At 56.6% G+C, this 18,971-nt stretch carries 17 protein-coding genes and 1 tRNA gene; 12 read left to right on the top strand and 6 right to left on the bottom strand.

From position 1 onward, the window contains the following. Positions 1–13: 13 nt before the first annotated feature. The 4 genes from OQ460_RS04330 to OQ460_RS04345 form a co-directional block, all read right to left on the bottom strand. Positions 14–3,640, bottom strand: coding sequence for an ATP-binding protein (locus tag OQ460_RS04330; protein ID WP_410020653.1), 3,627 nt, complete (start codon positions 3,638–3,640; stop codon positions 14–16). Between the two features lie 2 nt (positions 3,641–3,642). Continuing rightward, complete coding sequence (locus OQ460_RS04335) at positions 3,643–4,269, bottom strand: response regulator (protein WP_410020654.1); 627 nt, start codon at positions 4,267–4,269, stop codon at positions 3,643–3,645. 115 nt (positions 4,270–4,384) lie between these two features. Then, positions 4,385–5,575, bottom strand: coding sequence for an EAL domain-containing response regulator (locus tag OQ460_RS04340; RefSeq protein WP_410020655.1), 1,191 nt, complete (start codon positions 5,573–5,575; stop codon positions 4,385–4,387). Between the two features lie 311 nt (positions 5,576–5,886). Continuing rightward, positions 5,887–5,963: transfer RNA gene (locus tag OQ460_RS04345), tRNA-Met, on the bottom strand. Between the two features lie 234 nt (positions 5,964–6,197). On the opposite strand from OQ460_RS04345, the gene OQ460_RS04350 reads away from it, so the two are divergent. Beyond that, a complete protein-coding gene (locus OQ460_RS04350) occupies positions 6,198–7,415 on the top strand; it encodes an MFS transporter (protein ID WP_410020656.1) in 1,218 nt (405 codons plus the stop codon). A gap of 16 nt (positions 7,416–7,431) precedes the next feature. Here the strand turns inward: OQ460_RS04350 and OQ460_RS04355 are convergent, their stop codons facing one another. Together OQ460_RS04355 and OQ460_RS04360 are read right to left on the bottom strand one after the other, a co-directional pair. After that, positions 7,432–7,953 (bottom strand): GNAT family N-acetyltransferase, encoded by a 522-nt coding sequence (locus tag OQ460_RS04355; protein ID WP_410020657.1) that lies wholly within the window; start codon positions 7,951–7,953, stop codon positions 7,432–7,434. After that, entirely contained in the window at positions 7,950–8,501 is a 552-nt protein-coding gene (locus OQ460_RS04360) for an RNA polymerase sigma factor (protein WP_410020658.1), read from the bottom strand. Before OQ460_RS04360 ends, OQ460_RS04355 begins: the two co-directional genes overlap by 4 nt. 261 nt (positions 8,502–8,762) lie before the next feature. On the opposite strand from OQ460_RS04360, the gene OQ460_RS04365 reads away from it, so the two are divergent. Genes OQ460_RS04365 through sctU form a run of 11 tightly spaced genes read left to right on the top strand, consistent with a single transcriptional unit; the run spans position 8,763 to position 18,970 of the window. Beyond that, positions 8,763–9,869 carry a TyeA family type III secretion system gatekeeper subunit gene (locus OQ460_RS04365; RefSeq protein ID WP_410020659.1) on the top strand — a complete coding sequence of 369 codons (1,107 nt, stop codon included), beginning with the start codon at positions 8,763–8,765 and terminating at the stop codon, positions 9,867–9,869. Beyond that, positions 9,866–11,962 (top strand): type III secretion system export apparatus subunit SctV, encoded by a 2,097-nt coding sequence (gene sctV / locus OQ460_RS04370; RefSeq protein WP_410020660.1) that lies wholly within the window; start codon positions 9,866–9,868, stop codon positions 11,960–11,962. Before OQ460_RS04365 ends, sctV begins: the two co-directional genes overlap by 4 nt. Positions 11,963–12,019: 57 nt before the next feature. Next, on the top strand, positions 12,020–12,922 hold the full coding sequence (locus tag OQ460_RS04375; RefSeq protein ID WP_410020661.1) for an FHA domain-containing protein: 903 nt from the start codon (positions 12,020–12,022) through the stop codon (positions 12,920–12,922). A gap of 50 nt (positions 12,923–12,972) precedes the next feature. Continuing rightward, on the top strand, positions 12,973–14,277 hold the full coding sequence (locus tag OQ460_RS04380) for a FliI/YscN family ATPase (RefSeq protein WP_410021925.1): 1,305 nt from the start codon (positions 12,973–12,975) through the stop codon (positions 14,275–14,277). Then, positions 14,264–14,677 carry a type III secretion system stalk subunit SctO gene (sctO, locus tag OQ460_RS04385; protein ID WP_410020662.1) on the top strand — a complete coding sequence of 138 codons (414 nt, stop codon included), beginning with the start codon at positions 14,264–14,266 and terminating at the stop codon, positions 14,675–14,677. The genes OQ460_RS04380 and sctO overlap by 14 nt, the downstream gene beginning before the upstream one ends. Next, on the top strand, positions 14,674–15,126 hold the full coding sequence (locus OQ460_RS04390; protein ID WP_410020663.1) for a type III secretion system HrpP C-terminal domain-containing protein: 453 nt from the start codon (positions 14,674–14,676) through the stop codon (positions 15,124–15,126). The genes sctO and OQ460_RS04390 overlap by 4 nt, the downstream gene beginning before the upstream one ends. Next, positions 15,123–16,157, top strand: coding sequence for a FliM/FliN family flagellar motor switch protein (locus tag OQ460_RS04395; protein ID WP_410020664.1), 1,035 nt, complete (start codon positions 15,123–15,125; stop codon positions 16,155–16,157). The genes OQ460_RS04390 and OQ460_RS04395 overlap by 4 nt, the downstream gene beginning before the upstream one ends. After that, positions 16,154–16,807, top strand: coding sequence for a type III secretion system export apparatus subunit SctR (sctR, locus tag OQ460_RS04400; RefSeq protein ID WP_410020665.1), 654 nt, complete (start codon positions 16,154–16,156; stop codon positions 16,805–16,807). Before OQ460_RS04395 ends, sctR begins: the two co-directional genes overlap by 4 nt. Positions 16,808–16,814: 7 nt before the next feature. Next, positions 16,815–17,075 carry a type III secretion system export apparatus subunit SctS gene (gene sctS / locus OQ460_RS04405; protein ID WP_410020666.1) on the top strand — a complete coding sequence of 87 codons (261 nt, stop codon included), beginning with the start codon at positions 16,815–16,817 and terminating at the stop codon, positions 17,073–17,075. Positions 17,076–17,087: 12 nt separating this feature from the next. Next, a complete protein-coding gene (sctT, locus tag OQ460_RS04410) occupies positions 17,088–17,876 on the top strand; it encodes a type III secretion system export apparatus subunit SctT (RefSeq protein ID WP_410020667.1) in 789 nt (262 codons plus the stop codon). After that, the gene (gene sctU / locus OQ460_RS04415) at positions 17,873–18,970 is read left to right on the top strand and encodes a type III secretion system export apparatus subunit SctU (RefSeq protein ID WP_410020668.1); all 1,098 of its coding nucleotides are present in this window, start codon (positions 17,873–17,875) and stop codon (positions 18,968–18,970) included. Before sctT ends, sctU begins: the two co-directional genes overlap by 4 nt. The last annotated feature ends 1 nt before the right edge of the window (position 18,971 follow it).

Raw genomic sequence — 18,971 nt, forward strand, 5'->3', positions numbered from 1 at the left:
CTGCCAGACTTCCTTACGTGGCAGCCATCAACTCTTCCAGACGCTGCCCCAATGCCTCCATCGCCTCGTGCAGTGCATCCACCGATTGGGTCAAACGCACGGCGTCATGTCCGTTACAGTCAGCTTGCAACTGCTCACAGCAGTGGATCAGTCGATGTGCCTTGATAATGCGCGCTCCACCCTTGACCCGATGCCCCAGGTCGGACAGCCCGGTCAAGTCGTGATCGCTGAAGAGCTTGAGCAGCCGTAGTAGATCTTCCTCATTACTGCTGGCCAAATCCTGCAGCAAGCTATTAACCAGTGTCGGGTTACCGTGGGCCAATTGTTCGAGGCTGCTCAGATCAAGCTCGTCGGTTAATTGCATCGGCTCATCGACATCCGTTGCGTCGTCGAACACCGACTCCACACCGGACAACCGTGCGGTCAGGTCCTTCATGCTGATGGGCTTGAACAAACAATCATCCATGCCGGCCTCCAGGCAACGGTCTTTTTCCTCCGGCTGCGCGTTGGCGGTAAAACCCAGGATCAGGCAAGGTGCCGCACCCGAGGCGGATTCCTCGGCGCGGATCGCCCGGGCAAGTTCGTAGCCTGTCATCACCGGCATATTGCAGTCGGTAATCACCACGTCGAAATGCCCATTGCGCCAGGCGCGCAAGCCATGGGCTCCGTCCGGCTCGTCACCGACCGTGTGTCCCAGGTAACTCAACTGCTGGGATAACAGCAAACGATTGGCTGGATAATCATCCACCACCAGCACTTTTAATACCTTGCCGACTTCGGGTAACACGGGCTCCGGCCTGGAGGTTGGTAATGGCGCAAGAACCTCCAGTTCCAGCAATACTTCCATTTGTGTGCCTTGCCCCAATACGCTGGTGAGGTTCAACTCACCCTGCATCATCGAACACAGTTTGCGGCTGATCGCCAGCCCCAAGCCTGACCCCCCGGCACTCGAATGGCTGGCCTGGTTGAATGGCACAAACAGCCGCTGCTGGTCGTCCGGGGAGATACCCATCCCGGTATCGCGCACCAGTACCTGAATACCCATGCGCTGGTTGTTGATTGGGTGCGTGACCTCTACACAGACCTGCACCTGCCCGACACTGGTGAACTTGATGGCGTTACCGATCAGGTTGGACAGTACCTGCTTGAATCGTAGCGGGTCGATCAGAACGTCCTGGTTGGCTTGTTCATCGAATGACAACACAAGGTTCAACTGTTTCTGCCGGGCCAGGCCTTCGAATACCCGTACCGCCGACACCACAAGCTCTTTGAGCGCGGCCCGTTGTGGTACCAGCGTCAAGCGCTCGGATTCGATGCGCACCACATCCAGTATGTCGCCGATCAGTTCCAGAAGTCCTCGCGCAGCGCCCGATGCCACTTCAATGGCAAAGCGGTCGAGAATGCCTTGGTCGGCCTTTTTCATGGCCAACTCCAGCATGCCGACCACCGCGTTCATTGGGGTGCGTATTTCATGGCTCATGGTCGCCAAGAAAGTGGTTTTTGCTCGATTGGCTTTATCGGCGCCCTGCTTGGCGTCTTTGAGTTGCGCAAGCAAGCGCTCGCGCTCACTGATATCGATCCACCCGGCAATGATGCCCTTGACCTCGCCCGAGTTGTCGCGAAACGGCAGGATCCAGTGAAAGGCCGTAATAACCTGGCCATCGGAAAACGATAGTTGGCGGTCAGTTATCAGCTCCTGGCCTCCCTCCATGACCTCCAGGTAGTGCTGTTCGAACACGGCACCGATATTTGATTCGGCGAGGGTGATTTCTGATGGCCGTGTGCCAATAATCTGCTCACGGGTAGTGCCAATCGCTTCTAGATAGCGTTGATTGCACAATAGCATTCGTGTCTGGCGATCTCGTACGTAGATAGGGTGGGGCAACCCATCGATCAGTACTCGCATGAACTCCATTTGTTCGTTCAGTGCCCGTTCGGCCACTGCACGTTTCTGAATCAGGCGTCGCAAGTAGATAATCCAACCGAGCGCCGCCACTAACAAGATCGTGGCGATAACCGCACCCCGGATGATTTCCGCTTGATTGGCCTGTGTGCGTTTATTGTCCACTGCAATTTCACCACGCCAACGACTGGTCAGCTCGTTCAACTCCTGCGGGGAAATGCTCATCATCACCTTGTCCAGGACCGAATGCAGTTCCAACGCAGTGCGACTGGTGGCAAGTGAAATTTGCGCGGGCGGAGCACTAAGGGATCCACTCACGCGTAGGTTGGATGGATACCGAGTTGCGATAAGATAACGGGCATTGACTAGGATAGAGACTGTGGCATCTGCCTTACCCTGAGCCACCAGCGCCAGTCCGTCATCAATATCATCCACATCAATCAAAGTGATACGAGGGTAATACGAGCTGATGTAATCACGTACGCCGCTCCCTTTACTGATTGCTAGACGCTTGCCGACCAAGCCCTCCAAATAGCCAAATTGCCCATCGCCATCACGAGTGCTTAACACATAGGGGTTGGTCAAGTAGGATCGAGTGAACCGTAGATCGCTATTGCCGTAGTTCTGCTGAAAGACTGTGATGAAATCAACCTCGCCATTTTTGGCTAATTCCACAAGGTCATCGATTGTTTTAGCACGTATCACTTCGAAGGTAAGGCCCGTACGGCGACGAATCATCGCCAGCAGATCGGCATTGATACCGCGAAAGCTCCCATCCGGATCAAAAAAGGACAGCGGTGGGCTGTTCTCAAGCACCCCAGCCCTTAATTTTTGATGATCCGTAAGCCAGCGCTGCTCTTTGGGGCTCAAATCAACGGAGCCACGGTCATGCATGGTGATCATATCCCCGCCCCATCGTCGCATGATCGTCAAGGTTTCTTCTGCGGGTATGACGGCCAGCGCCTTGTTAATGATTCCGAGCAACTGCTGGTCTTCAAGCCGTAAAGCAAAACCGATGGTGATCACCTCCAGGTTCGCGAAATCCGTTAGATGAACATCGTGCAGAAAGTTTCTGCTGATCAAATAGTTGGAAGTAATTGCCCCACCGAGGTACACGTCAGCCTGCTCAAAAGCGACGGCGCTGATGGCATCCAGATCTGTCGGATAAACCTGCAGTTCGGTTAACGGGTAATGCTTTCTGACCTCAGAAAGCAGCTGACTCTGTTCAGACACTGCCAGGCGTTGCCCTCTGAGATCTTTAGGTAGCTCCGCGCTGTGACTGCGACGCTTGACGAGTACAGGTTGCTCGTCGAAATAGGACCTTGAAACCGCCAGTTCGGGATCCGCTGCATTGACATCACTGGCGGTCCCCAGCAAGTCCAGCTCACCTCTTTTGAGCGCCTGTATCGCTTGCGCACGGCTCGGATAACGTTGAACCTGAACTTCGATATGCAACAGGTCGGCGAGTAATTCTACATAATCGGCTGTCACGCCCTCGTAATCATGGGCGCCTGCATTTAATCCCAACGGTGCAGAGTCGGTAATGGCCACCCCGATGCGCAATTTTTTTTTGTTGTTCAACAAACGCTGTTCGGCACCCGATAGCTTCAGGTTCATTCCAGTGAGATGGGAGCGTCCCAACAATTTCAATGACTCGATTCTGTCAGGAGGATGCGCTGCTTGAATAAAGGGGGGGACACACAGTAAAACGATAAGAAATCCGAATATCCGTTTCATATTTAGAGAAGATTATTGCGCTTGGCAAAATCGGCAAGATAGACCACTGACTTTACGTTGAGCTTTTCAATCAATCGGGTTTTATAAGTACTGATGGTCTTGTTGCTCAGTAGCATGGCATCACCAATTTCCTTGTTGCTGAAGCCCCGAGCCAGTTGCTGCAAAATAGTCAGTTCGCGGTTGGACAGGTTGCGAATCAAGTCATGCTCGTTCGCCTGGTTATCAGCGGCGCGTACAGAACTGTTGGCCAGCACTGGAAAATAGCTGTAACCGTCCATGATCGCCTTGATCGCCCGGGTCAACTCTTCAAGGTTTCCGGTCTTTGAGACGTAACCAGACGCTCCTGCATTCATGCAGCGCCAAGCGTAAAAAGACGCCTCCAAGGAGGTCAGTACCAGGATTTTACAGGGCAACCCCGAGGTAACGATGCGGCTGATAACGTCCATGCCGTCGAGAAGCGGCATGGATATATCAAGTAGGATCAGATCCGGAACATGTTCACGCGCCAGGTGCAAAGCGTCTACGCCATTATCAGCCTCCGCCACAATTTCAAACTGCTCAGCCCCCAGCAACGCCTTTACGGAGGCGCGAATGAACGGATGGTCATCAACGATTAATGCTTTGAACATATGAACCTCTAAAAGAGAAAGCAGCACACGTTAAGCCGGACACGATCGTTGCGATTTTGAGCTTTATTAAATGTAGCGTATAGCGTATATCGCGTCAGGCACAGGTGTGGTTTTTTTAAACGAGCGGCGAATGAAACTTCAGCCATGTGGCAAAATCAGCGCCCGTCATCGGCAGTGCAAGATGAAAGCCTTGGCCAAAGGAGCAGCCCAAGCTGATGAGGGTGTGAAGCGCGTGGGCATTTTCAATACCCACGGCAACCAGATCCATCCGTAGTGCCTTGGCTAACGCGACACTGCTTGAAATGACCGCCCGGTTACTTAGGTCGTCAACGTCCCGGACAAAGACACCGTCGAGCTTGAGTTGGTTAAAGGGCAGATGTGCCAACTGCCTCCACGAGGAAAAGCCAATACCGAAGTCGTCGATCGACAAACCACAGCCGGCGTGATGCAAACGCAGCAAATTTTCTACGGCTGATCCAGGCAAATCCAGCATGCCGTTTTCGGTGATTTCGAACATGAGCGCTGAGCTCGGCATTTCATACTGCTGCAAGCGCTGGACAATGTGCTCGACCAGGTCATTGCGTACCAACTGAGAGCCTGTCAGGTTGAATGCAAGCCCCAGATCAAGCCCTTGCTCCCGCTGGCGGCTCATGAACTCGAGCCCTTGTTCCAAGAGCTGTTTGAACATGTCATCGATCAAGTCATAAGCCACTACTGTCGCCAGTAAGTCGCGAGGCATTAAAAGCCCTTTCTGGGGGTGCTCCCAACGGACCAGCACCTCGGCACCAAACAGTCGGCCATCGTGCAGGTTGAACTTGGGCTGATACCAGGCTTGAAACTCTCCGGCAATCAACCCTTGCAGGACTTCAGCATGAGGAATCAATTCGAGTTCTGCTGCCGGTTGTATGAGTGAAGAGCCGTGGTGCGTTTTGAAAACCGCCAATATTTTTTGCAAGGCTTGCGGTTGCAAGGGTTTGTTTAATACACCCAGTAAAGGGATGGACGATAACGAACTCATCTTGGCAACCGAGCGCAGCAATGCCAATGGCAACTCTCCATGCACGATCAGGGCTCGTACATTGCCCAATTCGCTGGCGACACTAAGAAAGTCAAGGTTATTGATTGATCCGTCATTCAAGTCAAAGAAGATGACATCGATTATTTCTCGGCGGCGAATATGTTCGACAGCCTGTAAAGCACTCCCTGCCGACAAAACGCACCCGATCTGCAGGTTCAGCAATCCGTTGACCAACACATTGCGCTGTAAAGCATGACTTTCTACAACGAGAACACACCCCTCAAACATCTGTTTCAACCCGACCATTGCTGATGGGGCAGGACTTTGCCGGCTAAGCCCTCACGGCATAAGTAGAATTATCCTGCTGCCATGTATGAAAATTCCTACGCAGTGCGGCGTTCCAGGTAGCTCGATTTGAGGTAGGGATCTGTTGGGTGCCAGCGCAAGATCAGATATTTGCCCCCGCAGGATTGCAACACTTCTATGGGCGCGGCCAGGGGCATCAAGCTTTTTGTCGGAGCGAGGGGGTGGGGGCGATGTTGTAACTTTCTGGAAGGCATAAAAAACGGCCTACCTTTCGGTAAGCCGTTTTTAGTACTTGGTGGCTACACAGGGACTTGAACCCCGGACCCCAGCATTATGAATGCTATGCTCTAACCAACTGAGCTATGTAGCCAAGTGGCGCGCATTATTCGCGTAGAACGAAGATGCGTCAAGCGTTTTTATTGAATTTTTTTCTACGCTTTCAACCGTTTAACGAAAACCTGCGTTCCGGCGACGAGTGGCTGCGCGATTGTCCGGCAGTCGCTCAACTCGTTAGCACCCTAAGGGGATGGTAATTCCACAGGGAAAAGTGGCACATTGTCACACCTGCACCTGTGCATCCATCTGCGGTACGGAAACACTCTCCATGGCTCTTACCCAATCCCAACCTTCGGTGGCTACGATGTCGGCAGTCGGGCAATCCAGCCCCTTGGTCATGCGTGTCATCGGCGCTGTAGCGCTGGCGCATTTGATCAATGACTTGATCCAGGCGGTGTTGCCGTCGATCTATCCGATGCTCAAGGCCAGTTATGGCCTGACGTTCACCCAGGTCGGCCTGATTACCCTGACATTCCAGCTCACCGCTTCCCTGCTTCAACCTTGGGTTGGGTATTACACCGATCGTCATCCCAAACCGTTTCTGCTGCCGTGCGGGATGGTTTGCACGCTGGTCGGAATTCTCATGATGTCCCAGGCTGGCAGCTTCCCGATGATTCTCTTGGCGGCGGCGTTAATCGGAGTCGGCTCTTCGACCTTCCATCCTGAAGCGTCCCGCGTAGCACGCCTGGCTTCCGGCGGGCGTTACGGCCTGGCGCAGTCGACCTTCCAGGTGGGTGGCAATGTCGGCTCGGCCTTCGGTCCATTGTTGGCTGCAGCGATCATCATTCCTTTTGGCCAGGGTAACGTGGCCTGGTTCGGTTTGTTCGCAGTATTCGCACTTGGGGTGCTGTATGCCATCAGTCGCTGGTACCGCAACCATTTAAACCTGTTCAAGCTCAAGCAAGGCCAGGCGGCGACTCATGGCTTGTCAAAGGGACGGGTATTGAGTGCTTTGGTTGTGTTGGGGCTGTTGGTGTTTTCCAAGTACTTCTACATGGCGAGCTTCACCAGTTACTTCACCTTTTACCTGATCGAGAAGTTTGATTTGTCCGTGGCAAGCTCGCAGTTGCACTTGTTCCTGTTCCTGGGGGCGGTGGCGGCGGGGACTTTCTTCGGCGGGCCGATTGGCGACAAGATTGGACGCAAGGCCGTGATCTGGTTCTCGATCCTGGGCGTGGCGCCATTCACCTTGCTGTTGCCCCATGTCGACTTGTTCTGGACCAGCGTGCTCAGCGTGGTCATCGGTTTTATCCTGGCCTCGGCGTTTTCGGCGATTGTGGTGTACGCGCAGGAGCTGGTGCCGGGTAATGTCGGAATGATTGCCGGGGTGTTCTTCGGTCTGATGTTCGGGTTTGGCGGGATTGGCGCGGCCTTGCTGGGGCATCTGGCGGACATCCACGGTATCGAATACGTCTACACGTTGTGCTCGTTCCTGCCCTTGCTTGGCATCCTTGCCATCCTGTTGCCCCGTACGAAAAAGACCTGACCTGCGTGGCGGGTGATCAGGGTGGTAGAAGCGACCGGCCGTAAAGATGGACGCTTCTAGGCTGATCGCCCAAGCGTGCGACATTGGGTAAATATCCCCAGCGCTCCAGCCCCATCGCCTTGGCGATTCGCAGGCTTGCATCATTGCCTTCCAGTACCCAAACCACGATGGATTCGAAACCGTGGCACCTGGCAAGGTCAATGGCTGCCCTGGCCAGAGGAACGCCAGCCCCGCGACCGTGATGGTCCTTGCGTATATACAACACCGTTTCGCCGGTGTGCCTGCACGCATCCCCGCCCCAGCAGAAGCTGTGGACCCAGACGAATCCGATCACCTCGCCTCGACGCTTGAGTACATAGATCGGAAAGCCTTGGCGGTGATAGTTATTGACTACGTAGGCGAACTGTTCCGAGGAAATCTGTTCTGTCAGCGCGGAGTTGATCCCGGTTTCGATCGTTTCATTCAAGATGCCGCGCATGGCCTCAAGATCCTCGGGGACAAAAGCCTGGAGGCCCTTTGGCAGTGTCGTCAGGGTCATCGAGGCAGCCTGCCATAAGTGGTGCGCTTGAGCTGTTCACGGGCCCTGGACAATCTTGAACGGACAGTTCCAATCGGGATATCCAGCACATTGGCCGTGTCTTGATAGCTGCCATCGGTTTCCAGGGAGGTGTACAGCGTATTGCGCATTTCAGCGGGCAAGTTATTGATCGCCTGCAGGGCGCGTTCAAGGCGCCGGTTGACTTCGAACTCCCATCCCAGGTCGCGCCCTTCGTCTTGGCCATGCCAGAGTGATTCATCGAATTCGCAATGCACGGGCTTGGCGTACAACCGGCGAAAGTGGTTGCGGATAAGGTTCTGGGCGATACCGCACATCCAGGTGCTCAGCGTGGCTTGCCCGCCGAAACGTTCTCTGCTGCGCCACGCTTCCAGGTAGGTCAATTGCAGGATGTCATCGGCGTCTTCGGGGTTGAGGACGCGCTTGTGAATAAAGTTACGCAATTTTTTATGATGGTCATTGGAGAGCTCGAGTATGGATTGAGGAGATACAGGGAGGGTCGGTTCTACTGCATCGGAAGTGTTTTCCATTTTTTGTCCTCAGTTAATCGCTATCGAACTGGTTTCGATGGAGATCTCCTAAGCACCGCTTATGCCAACCCTTGTTGGTTCATATATTGTTGATATATATGTATATTTTTTTATCGCGGGCGATTTTTTGCGCAAAATATGGCAATGACGTATATGAGTTTGTGCCAGTTCTTACGCGCGCAATGAAATGTTTCAAGAGTGGGAACTGTTTGAATGGGGGCCGCCACACAGTGACATGAAATATAACCTTCCGGCGCCTCCATGAAAGTTGAAGCACGTCATAGCGAAGTTGAAAAACTCAATCAACTGAACCGCACTTCCATCGCACCCCAGCCAACTCCGTTGGCGCCCCGGGTTGTGCAGCAGAATGCTGTCGAGGAAGTTGGCTTGCTCTTCAGTCAGCAGATGGAGCGGCGCAGCAAAAGCCTGGATCAGCGTCAATTGGCGGTTGTATTGCCTGGGCACCGGGTGCAGAAAATCGAGCAGTTGGCCCAGTTATACGAGCAGTTGGGGCATCCCGGGCAAGAGAGCCTGGCGCATCTGGCGCGTCAGGTCCGGGTCTTGCTGTTGCAGAAGATGAGTGTCGATCAGTTGCTGGAGCTGACAGGGGGTGACCCGGCCAGGACTTATGTGGTGTTGGAGCACATCACCGCGCAGGCCGAGGCGCAAGCGCGCAAGGTCGAGGCGGCGCTGGCCCGTGACTTCCTGAAAAAGATGAACGAGCGCTACAAGGCGCAGATTCAAGCCGGCTTGAACATCGCGCTGTCGTTGCATAAAGGCACCGATGACCCCGGGTTACGCCAGGCTGTTCGCCAGCTGTATTACGCCAGTGTGGTGTTGCGCCAATCCCTGGCGACGATGATGCAGGCGTTGCTTGATCTTTTCGGTGGGGAGCAATTCAACGCCGGCCTGCAAGTGATGCGCCGCGCGCTGGCTGATGATGTGGCTGCACAAGTTCCTTCTGTGCCCACGGCCAAGTTGCGCACGTTGTTGCTGGGGCTGCAGGCGTGCGGGCAACTCAACAATGTCTTGCGCAATTGCGCTGAACTGGCGCTGCGCCTGGCTCCCGAAGGCGCCCATGGCAACCAACAGGCGGTTGCGCTGCTGCAACGTTTGCTGGGGTACGCCAGCACTGGCATCGGGCCCAGTGAAGTGCATCGTCTTGGTTGCGAGTTCGGAGGGGAAAACCTCTCCAACCAACTAATCTCGCTCAATGCGCTCTATCCCTTGATCCAGCGTTTGCCCATGGCCTTGTGGCGCGACAGCAGGAGCCGCCAGGAAACCCTGAGCCATTTCCTGACGCACATGGGGGAACGTACAGCGGCAGAGGGTCGTACTACCACCAGCCTGGTGGAGGTCCCCACTTGACTGCGCTTCAATGGATCAACGCTACGCTTCTGAGCGTTGCACGGCGTGCCGAAGTCATGGGCGCCGTGATCGTGCTGGCTATCGTGTTTATCTTTATCGTGCCACTGCCTACCTGGCTGGTGGACATTCTGATCGCACTCAATATCTGTATCTCGTGCCTGTTGATCATGTTGGCCCTGTATTTACCCGGGCCACTGGCCTTTTCCTCCTTTCCGTCGATCCTGCTGTTGACCACGATGTTCCGCCTGGCGCTATCGATTGCCACGACCCGCTTGATTCTGTTGGAGCAGGATGCCGGAGACATCGTCGAGGCCTTCGGTAACTTCGTGGTGGGCGGCAACCTGGCCGTGGGCCTGGTGATCTTCATGATCCTGACCCTCGTCAACTTCCTGGTGATTACCAAAGGCTCGGAACGTGTCGCCGAGGTAGCTGCGCGCTTCAGTCTCGACGCGATGCCCGGCAAGCAGATGTCCATCGACAGCGACTTGCGTGCGGGTTTGATCGATGGCAATCAAGCCCGTAACAAACGTGAGCAGTTGTCCCGCGAAAGCCAATTGTTCGGGGCAATGGACGGGGCCATGAAATTCGTCAAGGGAGACGCCATCGCCGGCCTGGTGATCGTGGTGATCAACCTGCTGGGCGGATTTTCCACCGGTATGTTCCAGCATGGGATGAGCGCCTCCGATTCCATTGCGTTGTACTCGGTGCTGACTATTGGCGACGGGCTGATCGCGCAGATTCCGGCGCTGCTGATTTCGTTGACTGCCGGCATGATCATCACTCGGGTTGCGCCGGACGGCCTGAGCAAGGGCGCCAACAACATGGGCGCTGAAATTGCCCGGCAGATGACCAGCGAGCCCAAGAGCTGGATGGTCGCATCGGTTGGCATGCTGGCGTTCGCCGCGCTTCCGGGGATGCCGACTGGGGTGTTCATTGTTATTTCGTTGATGACAGGAGCCCTGGGTTATCACCTCTCACGCAAAAGCGCGAAAAACGATGAGTCTGAAGGCAAGGGCGCACCAGCCGTTGCCCCGGAAAACAATGGCGATGAAGATTTGCGAGGCTTTGATCCGTCTCGGCCTTACTTGCTGCAGTTTGCTGCAGCACGGGTGGGCGATCCCAGTGTCGCTGCGCTGATTCAGGCGATTCGCCAGGCCCGGAACGGGATCGTCACCCGTGTCGGCTTGACGCTGCCACCCTTCGAGATCGAATACAGCCCGGCTGTGGATGAGGATGAGTTCCGCTTTTGTGTACACGAAGTGCCCATGTTCAGGGCGTCGCTGAGCGATCGATTGGCTGTGGCGTGCGTGGACTGTGCCAGCGAGCCGCCGCAGGGAACCCTGGGGCTGGCGGTTCGGGACGAACAGGACTGGTGGTGGCTGCCTGCCGATGACCCGCTGCTGGCCGACGAGCAGTTGGAACGCTTCACCGCCCAAGACCTGATCGTTGAGCGGATGAATCGCGCAATGATGCTCAGCGGTCCTCAGTTCCTGGGTATTCAAGAAAGCAAATCAATCCTCAGTTGGTTGGAGTTCAATCAGCCGGAGCTGGTCCAGGAACTGCAACGAATCATGCCGTTGTCGCGTTTTTCTGCGGTGCTGCAACGCTTGGCCAGCGAAGGTATACCGTTGCGTGCAGTGCGGTTGATTGTCGAGGCGCTGATCGAGCACGGCCAACACGAGCGTGAGCCGGAAGCGCTGGCGGACTACGCGCGAATTGCCCTCAAATCCCAGATCTACCACCAGTACAGCGAGGTCGACGGCTTGCATGCCTGGCTGTTATCGCCTCATACCGAAAATGTCCTGCGCGAGGCGCTACGTCAGACTCAGACCGGTGTGTTCTTTGCCCTCGACAGTGAGCACAGTGCGTTGCTGGTCAGCCTGTTGAACGAGGGGTTCTCGTTGCGGGCCAAGATTAAAAGCGTACTGCTGGTTGCCCAGGATCTACGCGGTCCTTTGCGCACGTTGCTGCTGGAGGAGTTCAACCATGTGCCGGTGGTGTCCTTTGCCGAGCTGACGAGCGCGGCGAAGGTCAAGGTGCTCGGTCGGATTGATTTGGACCAGGACGGTTTGCTGCATGAGGGTGAGGTATGAACATAACGGCAGATTTCTACAGCCATGTACCGTTACCAGTTGCCCGTGAGCTCGATTATGTTTGAGCTGCGGGTAGTTACTGGGCAGCACCAAGGCGCTGCGTTACCACTGTTTGGTGAGCAATGGATCATTGGTGCCAGTGCCGATGCCGATCTTGCGCTCTACGATCCAGGCATCTCGGAGCGTCACATACGCCTGTTGTGCGAAGCGGGTCGATGGTCGGTGCAGGCAGAGCAAGGCTTCTTGCAGGACGATGCGGGCCTGCCTCAAACACAGATTCCGGACCTTGCGATCAATACGCTATTTTCCATCGCTCAGGTTCGGCTCTATGTAGCCGATGCCGCCCAACCCTGGCCTACGGTGCCGGCTCCTGCGCCCGATTTCACGCAGGCGATGGATGCCCCCAAACATTCACAAACCACGCCTGCTCCGGCGCCGAACCTATTGCACAAGCGTCTCATGGGCGTGTTGGCGGTGGTGGCTCTGATCATCGTTGCCTTGGGCATGGTCCCCACCGACGAGAGTCAGTCACAGGCTTCGCTCAGGCCTGTCCTCGAGCAGAAACACGAGCTGGCCAGCTCTTACGAAGTGCGCCAGCAACTGTTGAAGATGCTGGGCGAGCGTGAGTTGTCCCACCGGTTTGCCCTGGAAATCATCAATGGCCAGATAACCATCGACGGTACGGGTTCCAGGGATGAGGTGGCGTTGATTTCACGCATGCTCAATCGCTTTCAGGAGCAATTCGACACACCTGTGCCAGTGATCAGTCGTGTACGTGAACGTAATAGCGAGCTGCCCTTCAGGATCGTTCAAATTGTAGGCGGCAAGAATGGACACGTGGTCCTGGAGCATGGACGTCGATTGTTTCTGGGGGACGAAGTGGAAGGGTTGCGCTTGACCTCCATCGATAACAACAAGGTGGTGTTCGACGGCCAGCAACGTTATGAGGTGGGTTGGTGACGCATCAGTTCGCAGAGCGGCTCGAGAGCTGGCAGCAGCGCCAGTCAGCGATGCTGGCAACCTATTCGCCAGTGGCGACGCGTGGCCGGATCCAACGAGTCAATGGCATGTTGCTGCAATGCCGTTTACCTCAGTCATGTATCGGTGATCTGTGCCTGGTGGACAAGCTGGGTGGCGATAGCATGTTGGCAGAGATCATTGGCTTTGATCACCAGGATGCCGTCCTCAGTGCGCTGGGCAACCTGGAGGGTGTTCAGGTTGGCGCCAGCGTGCAGCGCCTGGGCATCCCGCATCGGGTTCGGGTGGGCGACGATTTGCTGGGGCAGGTACTCGACGGGTTCGGACGGCCCATCGACGGCACCGGCCCCAGTGCGTTTGCCGGCATCGATACGGAAGGTGCAACGACGGTGTTGTGCGAGGCGCCGTTGGCCACTGAGCGTCCGCGAATCCATCGAGCGTTGCCCACCGGGGTGCGCTCGATTGATGGGCTGATGACCCTGGGCGAGGGGCAGCGTGTTGGCCTCTTCGCGGGCGCAGGTTGTGGCAAGACCACTTTGCTGGCGGAGATTGCACGCAACGTCGATTGCGATGTGATTGTTTTTGGCCTGATTGGCGAACGGGGTCGTGAGCTGCGCGAGTTCCTCGACCATGAACTTGACGAGACCCTGCGGGCAAAGGCCGTACTGGTCTGTGCAACCTCAGACCGCTCGAGCATGGAGCGCGCCCGCGCCGCGTTCACCGCGACAGCCCTGGCGGAGGGATTTCGGAGCAAGGGGCAACGGGTTTTGTTGTTGATCGATTCCCTGACCCGTTTCGCCAGGGCCCAGCGGGAGATTGGCCTGGCCGCCGGCGAGCCGTTGGGGCGCGGTGGCCTGCCACCGTCGGTCTACAGCTTGCTGCCGCGGCTGGTGGAGCGCGCAGGGTTGACCCGCCAGGGTGTGATTACCGCGATCTACACCGTGCTGATCGAGCAGGACTCCATGAGCGACCCGGTGGCGGATGAAGTGCGCTCGCTGCTGGACGGCCACATCGTGCTCTCACGCAAATTAGCCGAGCGCGGACACTACCCGGCGGTCGACGTACTGGCCAGCCTCTCACGGATTCTCAGCAACGTGGCTCAACAGGAACATATCCAGGCGAGCACGGCACTGCGGCGGCTGTTGTCGGCGTATCAGCAGATTGAGCTGATGCTCAAGCTGGGCGAATACCAGGCCGGTGCCGATGAGCTGACTGACCTTGCCGTGCAAAGCAGGCAGGCAATGGATGCCTTCTTGCGCCAGGACTTGAGAGAGCCTTCGCCGATGGCTCGGACCTTGGAGCAACTCAGCGAGCTGACGGCCTATGTCCCTTTCTGAAATAGAAACCTTGCGCCGTCTGCGCCGACATCGTGCCGACCGTGCCGAGCGCACCCTGCGTGAAGCGAAAAGAGCCCAGCGTGCCCTGCAGGATCAGGTTCAGCAGGCGCATGCGGCCCTGGAGCAGACGCGTCAGCAGCAGGCGCAGAAAACCGCCGAGCTGGTAAGCAAGCATCAAGGGCAAGTGGTTTCTCTAAAGGACTTGAACGCGTGGGGAAATCAGGAGCGCAGTTTATTGGCCGGCACGGCGCGTGAAGAGGGTCAGTTACGTGGCCTGTATCAGCAACAGGAGAGGCAAGTGACGCAAGTTGATACCGCCCAGCGGCAGGTTACCCAATGCCTGCGTGAGGTAGAAAAACTCAAAGAGTTGGCGCAGCTGCTGGCGCAGGAGGAGATATGAGGCAATTGTCGCTGGATAAAACCGAACGCAAGCCTGTACGTGAGCCTGATGCCGGGGCAGGCGCGGGCAATGTGGTGTCTCTGGAACAAAGCCAGTTGTTTGCCCAGTACTTGGGTGACGAGAGTGGGGGGGAGGGCTTTTCCAGCCGTATGCCGGAGCAAGTGTCGCCGCTCGGTGACCAGACGATTGACGCCTTGGCCGAGCAGTTGGAGATGCGCCTGAGCGGCGTGTCCCAGTGGCCCTTGAACATGACGCTCTACATGCCGCGATTGGGGCGGATCAATGTCAGGGCCGGGCATGAGAACCAGTCCTGGGATATCACCCTGGAGGCCGAGGAGGCGCGAACATCGATTTGGCTCGCCGGTGTCCGCCAGGGGTGCCAGGAGCGGCTCTGCCGCGGGCTCGGGCAGCCAGTCAGCTTGCGTGTCCTTGAAGTCGAGGAGACGTGATGCTGCCTGGTTTGAAGTTGCCTGTGGTCGATGGGGCCAAGGTAACGGCGCGACGTCGTTTGGGGCGCGGACTTCGTTTGCCCTTCCAGGTTGCCGGTCAGTCTGGCGAACTGCGCCTGGAACCGGGTGTTGCGCCGGCGGGCAAGGGATTGATGTCATTCGAGACCGCCCGTGGAGTGTTGACGTTCAGTGAGCCTGGAGCCGTCTTGAGCCTGTTTGGTGAGTGTCCGGTGGGACCTGCCGATACCGGCAATGATCCACCTTCCTGGTTCTGGGCATTGTTCCAGCACAGTTTGAGCCCTCAATTGACGGACCTCTTCGGCTATCTACAGCCACTGGGGCAATTGCATCGTCAGACGTTTGGCTGTCGGCTCACTGTGGTGCTGGGCGCTTCCCGGGTGGTGGCGCGCCTGATGTTGTCGCCGGCCAGCCTGTTGGCGTTGTGCGATGTCGCCCCGTGGCGACCGGTGGCCAATACCTTGCCGGGCTCACTTGCTCTGTCGATACCGGTGACGCTGGCGCGTTTGCAATTGGCTGCTTCGCAGTTGCAGACGCTACGAAGCGGCGATGTGCTGGTGTTGGAAACCCCCCTGTTCAATGCCCAGGGCGATGGGGTTGTGCGCCTGGGCAAGCACCTGTTGCAAGGGTGTATCGAAGATCAAACGGGTGCTTTGCAATTGACACTTTTTTCTATGAGGGAAACTGCAGTGGATGAGGATTTTGTTGAACAACCCCGGGAGCAGGGGTGGGATGGGATGGGTGAGCATAATGAAGACGAACCGCTGGTAGATGTCTTTGGCCATGAGCCGTTCGACGAGCTGTCCATGGCTCTGACTGTACGCTGCGGCACACTGCAATTGACCCTGGGTGAGTTACGGCAGTTGTCCCCCGGTGCAGTGCTGGGGATCAGCGGATATGGGCCTGGCCTGGCGGGACTCTATTATGGCGAGCGTCCTATCGGGCAGGGACAGTTGGTCGAGGTGGATGGCCGGCTGGGCCTGCAGTTGTCCCGAGTGGTCTTTTCCCGGTGACCGTCCAGGGGCTTGATCCGCTATTACTGGCACTGCTGCTTGGCTCGTTGGCTCTGATGCCCATGCTGTTGATCATTTGCACGGCATTCTTGAAAATTGTCATTGTGCTGATGATCACCCGCAATGCCATCGGCGTGCAGCAGGTACCGCCGAGCATGGCTTTGAACGGCATCGCGCTGGCGGCAACGATGTTTATCATGGCGCCAGTGGGCTACGAGATCGCCCAGGTCATCAAGGAATCGCCGGTAGACACCTCCAGCGTGCAGGCATTCCAGGACACCGGCCTGGTTGCGATAAAGCCGCTGCGGGCTTTCATGTTGCGCAACACTGAGCCTGACCTGCTGATCCACCTTCATGAAAATGCCGCCCGCATGTGGCCGCCGGAGTTGACCGCGAATACCCGCCGCGATGACCTGATTCTGCTGATCCCGGCCTTTGTCCTTTCGCAACTGCAAGCCGGGTTTGAAGTCGGCTTTCTGATCTACATCCCGTTCATTGTCATCGACTTGATTGTCTCCAACCTGTTGTTGGCGCTGGGTATGCAGATGGTGTCGCCCATGACCATTTCGTTGCCGCTCAAATTGCTGTTGTTCGTGCTCGTATCGGGGTGGTCGCGGTTGCTCGACAGCCTATTTCTTTCCTTCCTGTGAGTGACGCATGGATCCTATTCAGCTGTTCAAACAGGGCATGTTGCTGGTGGTGATACTGTCGGCGCCCCCATTGATTGTCGCGGTGATTGTCGGCGTGTTGACGTCGCTGGTGCAGGCATTGATGCAGGTACAGGACCAGACATTGCCATTTGGTATCAAGCTGGTGGCGGTAGGCGTGACGTTGGCGTTGACCGGGCGCTGGATCGGCATCGAGTTGATCAAGCTGACCAACCTCACCTTCGATATGGTTGCGCGCTCTGCGCTTTGAGGAGCTTGCGCGATGGCCATCCCTTATCTTGAGTACTTGCCCAGCCTGGTCATTTCCATGGCACGAATCTACCCCTGTGCGTTCCTGGTGCCAGCGTTCTGTTTCCAGCATGTGCGCGGGATGCCACGCCATGTGATCGTAATGGTGCTCGCCCTGTTGCCCGCTCCCGGAGTGCATGCCGCCTTGATGGGGCAGGAGTTGACCAACCTGCTGATCATCGGGCTGGTGCTCAAGGAGATAGCCCTGGGTTTTTTGCTCGGGACACTGCTTTCGATGCCTTTTTGGTTGTTCGACGGTGTGGGGGCATTGCTGGACAACCAACGTGGAGCCTTGATCGGAGGTCAACTCAATCCTTCCCTGGGACCGGACGCCACGCCGATCGGGCACATGCTCAAGCAGTTGAGTATCTTTCTGTTGATCGTCATGCTTGGCCTGGGCGTGGTGACCCAGGTGATCTGGGACAGCTACCTGATCTGGCCACCCACCGTTTGGCTGCCGGTCCCTGCGGTCAATGGCTTTAATGTCTTCCTGGGGTTACTCGGCGATACGTTTACGCACATGACCCTCTACGCCGCTCCGTTTATCGCGTTGCTGCTGCTGATTGAATTCGCTATCGCCTTGCTCAGTCTCTACAGCCCGCAGTTGCAAGTCATGGTGCTGTCGATGCCGGCCAAGAGCTTGGGCGGGTTGGCTTTTCTCCTGCTCTATCTGCCGGTACTGCAAGACCTGATCGTGGGGCGCATGAGCGTGTTGTCCGAGTACAAGCACGCTCTGGGGCTGTTGTTCAGGGTGGGAACATGAGCGACTCAGGCGAAAAGAAGCACCCGGCCACCGCGAAGAAACTGCGTGACCAACGTAAAAAAGGCCAGGTCGCGCAAAGCCAGGACATCGGCAAACTACTGGCGTTGACGGTGTTGAGCGAGATTGCCTTGTTGTATGCAGAAACCAGCATGCAGCGACTCCAGCAATTATTGATGCTACCGGTGTCGCGTATCGGGCAGCCTTTCATGCGCACCCTTGAAGAGGTCGTGGTGGATAGTGCGGCGGTGTTTTTTAGTTTCGCGTTACTGATGGCCGCCGTCGCGATCCTGGCAAAGCTGGTCAGCAGTTGGGGGCAGTTCGGGTTTCTGTTTGCGCCTGAAACCTTGAAGCCGGACTTCAACCGACTCAACCCCCTCAATCAGCTCAAGCAGATGTTTTCGGGGCAGTCACTGATGAATCTGTTCATGGGAGTGGTCAAGGCGCTGTTGATCACGTTGATCCTGTATGTGGTGATCGGCCCGGCGTTGGGGGCGCTGATTGGTTTGACCAGCGGTGACTTGCCTGGCTACATCTCGGCGTTGATCGTGCTGTTCCGGCATCTGCTGCATACCTGCCTGGGACTTTTACTGGTCATGGCGCTGATCGACCTGGCATTGCAGAAGCACTTCTTTGCCAAGCGCATGCGTATGACCCAGGTAGAACTGATCAAGGAATACAAAGACATGGAGGGCGATCCCCATGTCAAGAACCAGCGTCGAGCCCTGGCCCACGAACTGGCTCAGGAAGAGCCTAAGGTCAAGCTGCCCAAGCTTGAAGAGTCCGACATGCTGGTGGTCAACCCCACGCATTTTGCCGTTGCGCTCTATTACCGCCCAGGGGAAACCCCGTTGCCGCTGCTGGTGGACAAAGGCACCGATAGCGAGGCGTTGAGACTGATCGACAGGGCCAAGGCGGCTGATGTCCCGGTGATTCAGTGCGTATGGCTGGCACGCACGTTGTACAAAGAGGAAGTCGGCAGCAACATTACTCGGGAGACCTTGCGCGCGGTCGCATTGATCTATCGCACCCTGCGTGAGCTGGATGAAGAGGCCAAGCGCGAGACACTCCAGTTGCCTGAGCTGGACCTTCGCTGAG

This window comes from Pseudomonas imrae (assembly GCF_046352735.2).
GTDB lineage: Bacteria > Pseudomonadota > Gammaproteobacteria > Pseudomonadales > Pseudomonadaceae > Aquipseudomonas > Aquipseudomonas imrae.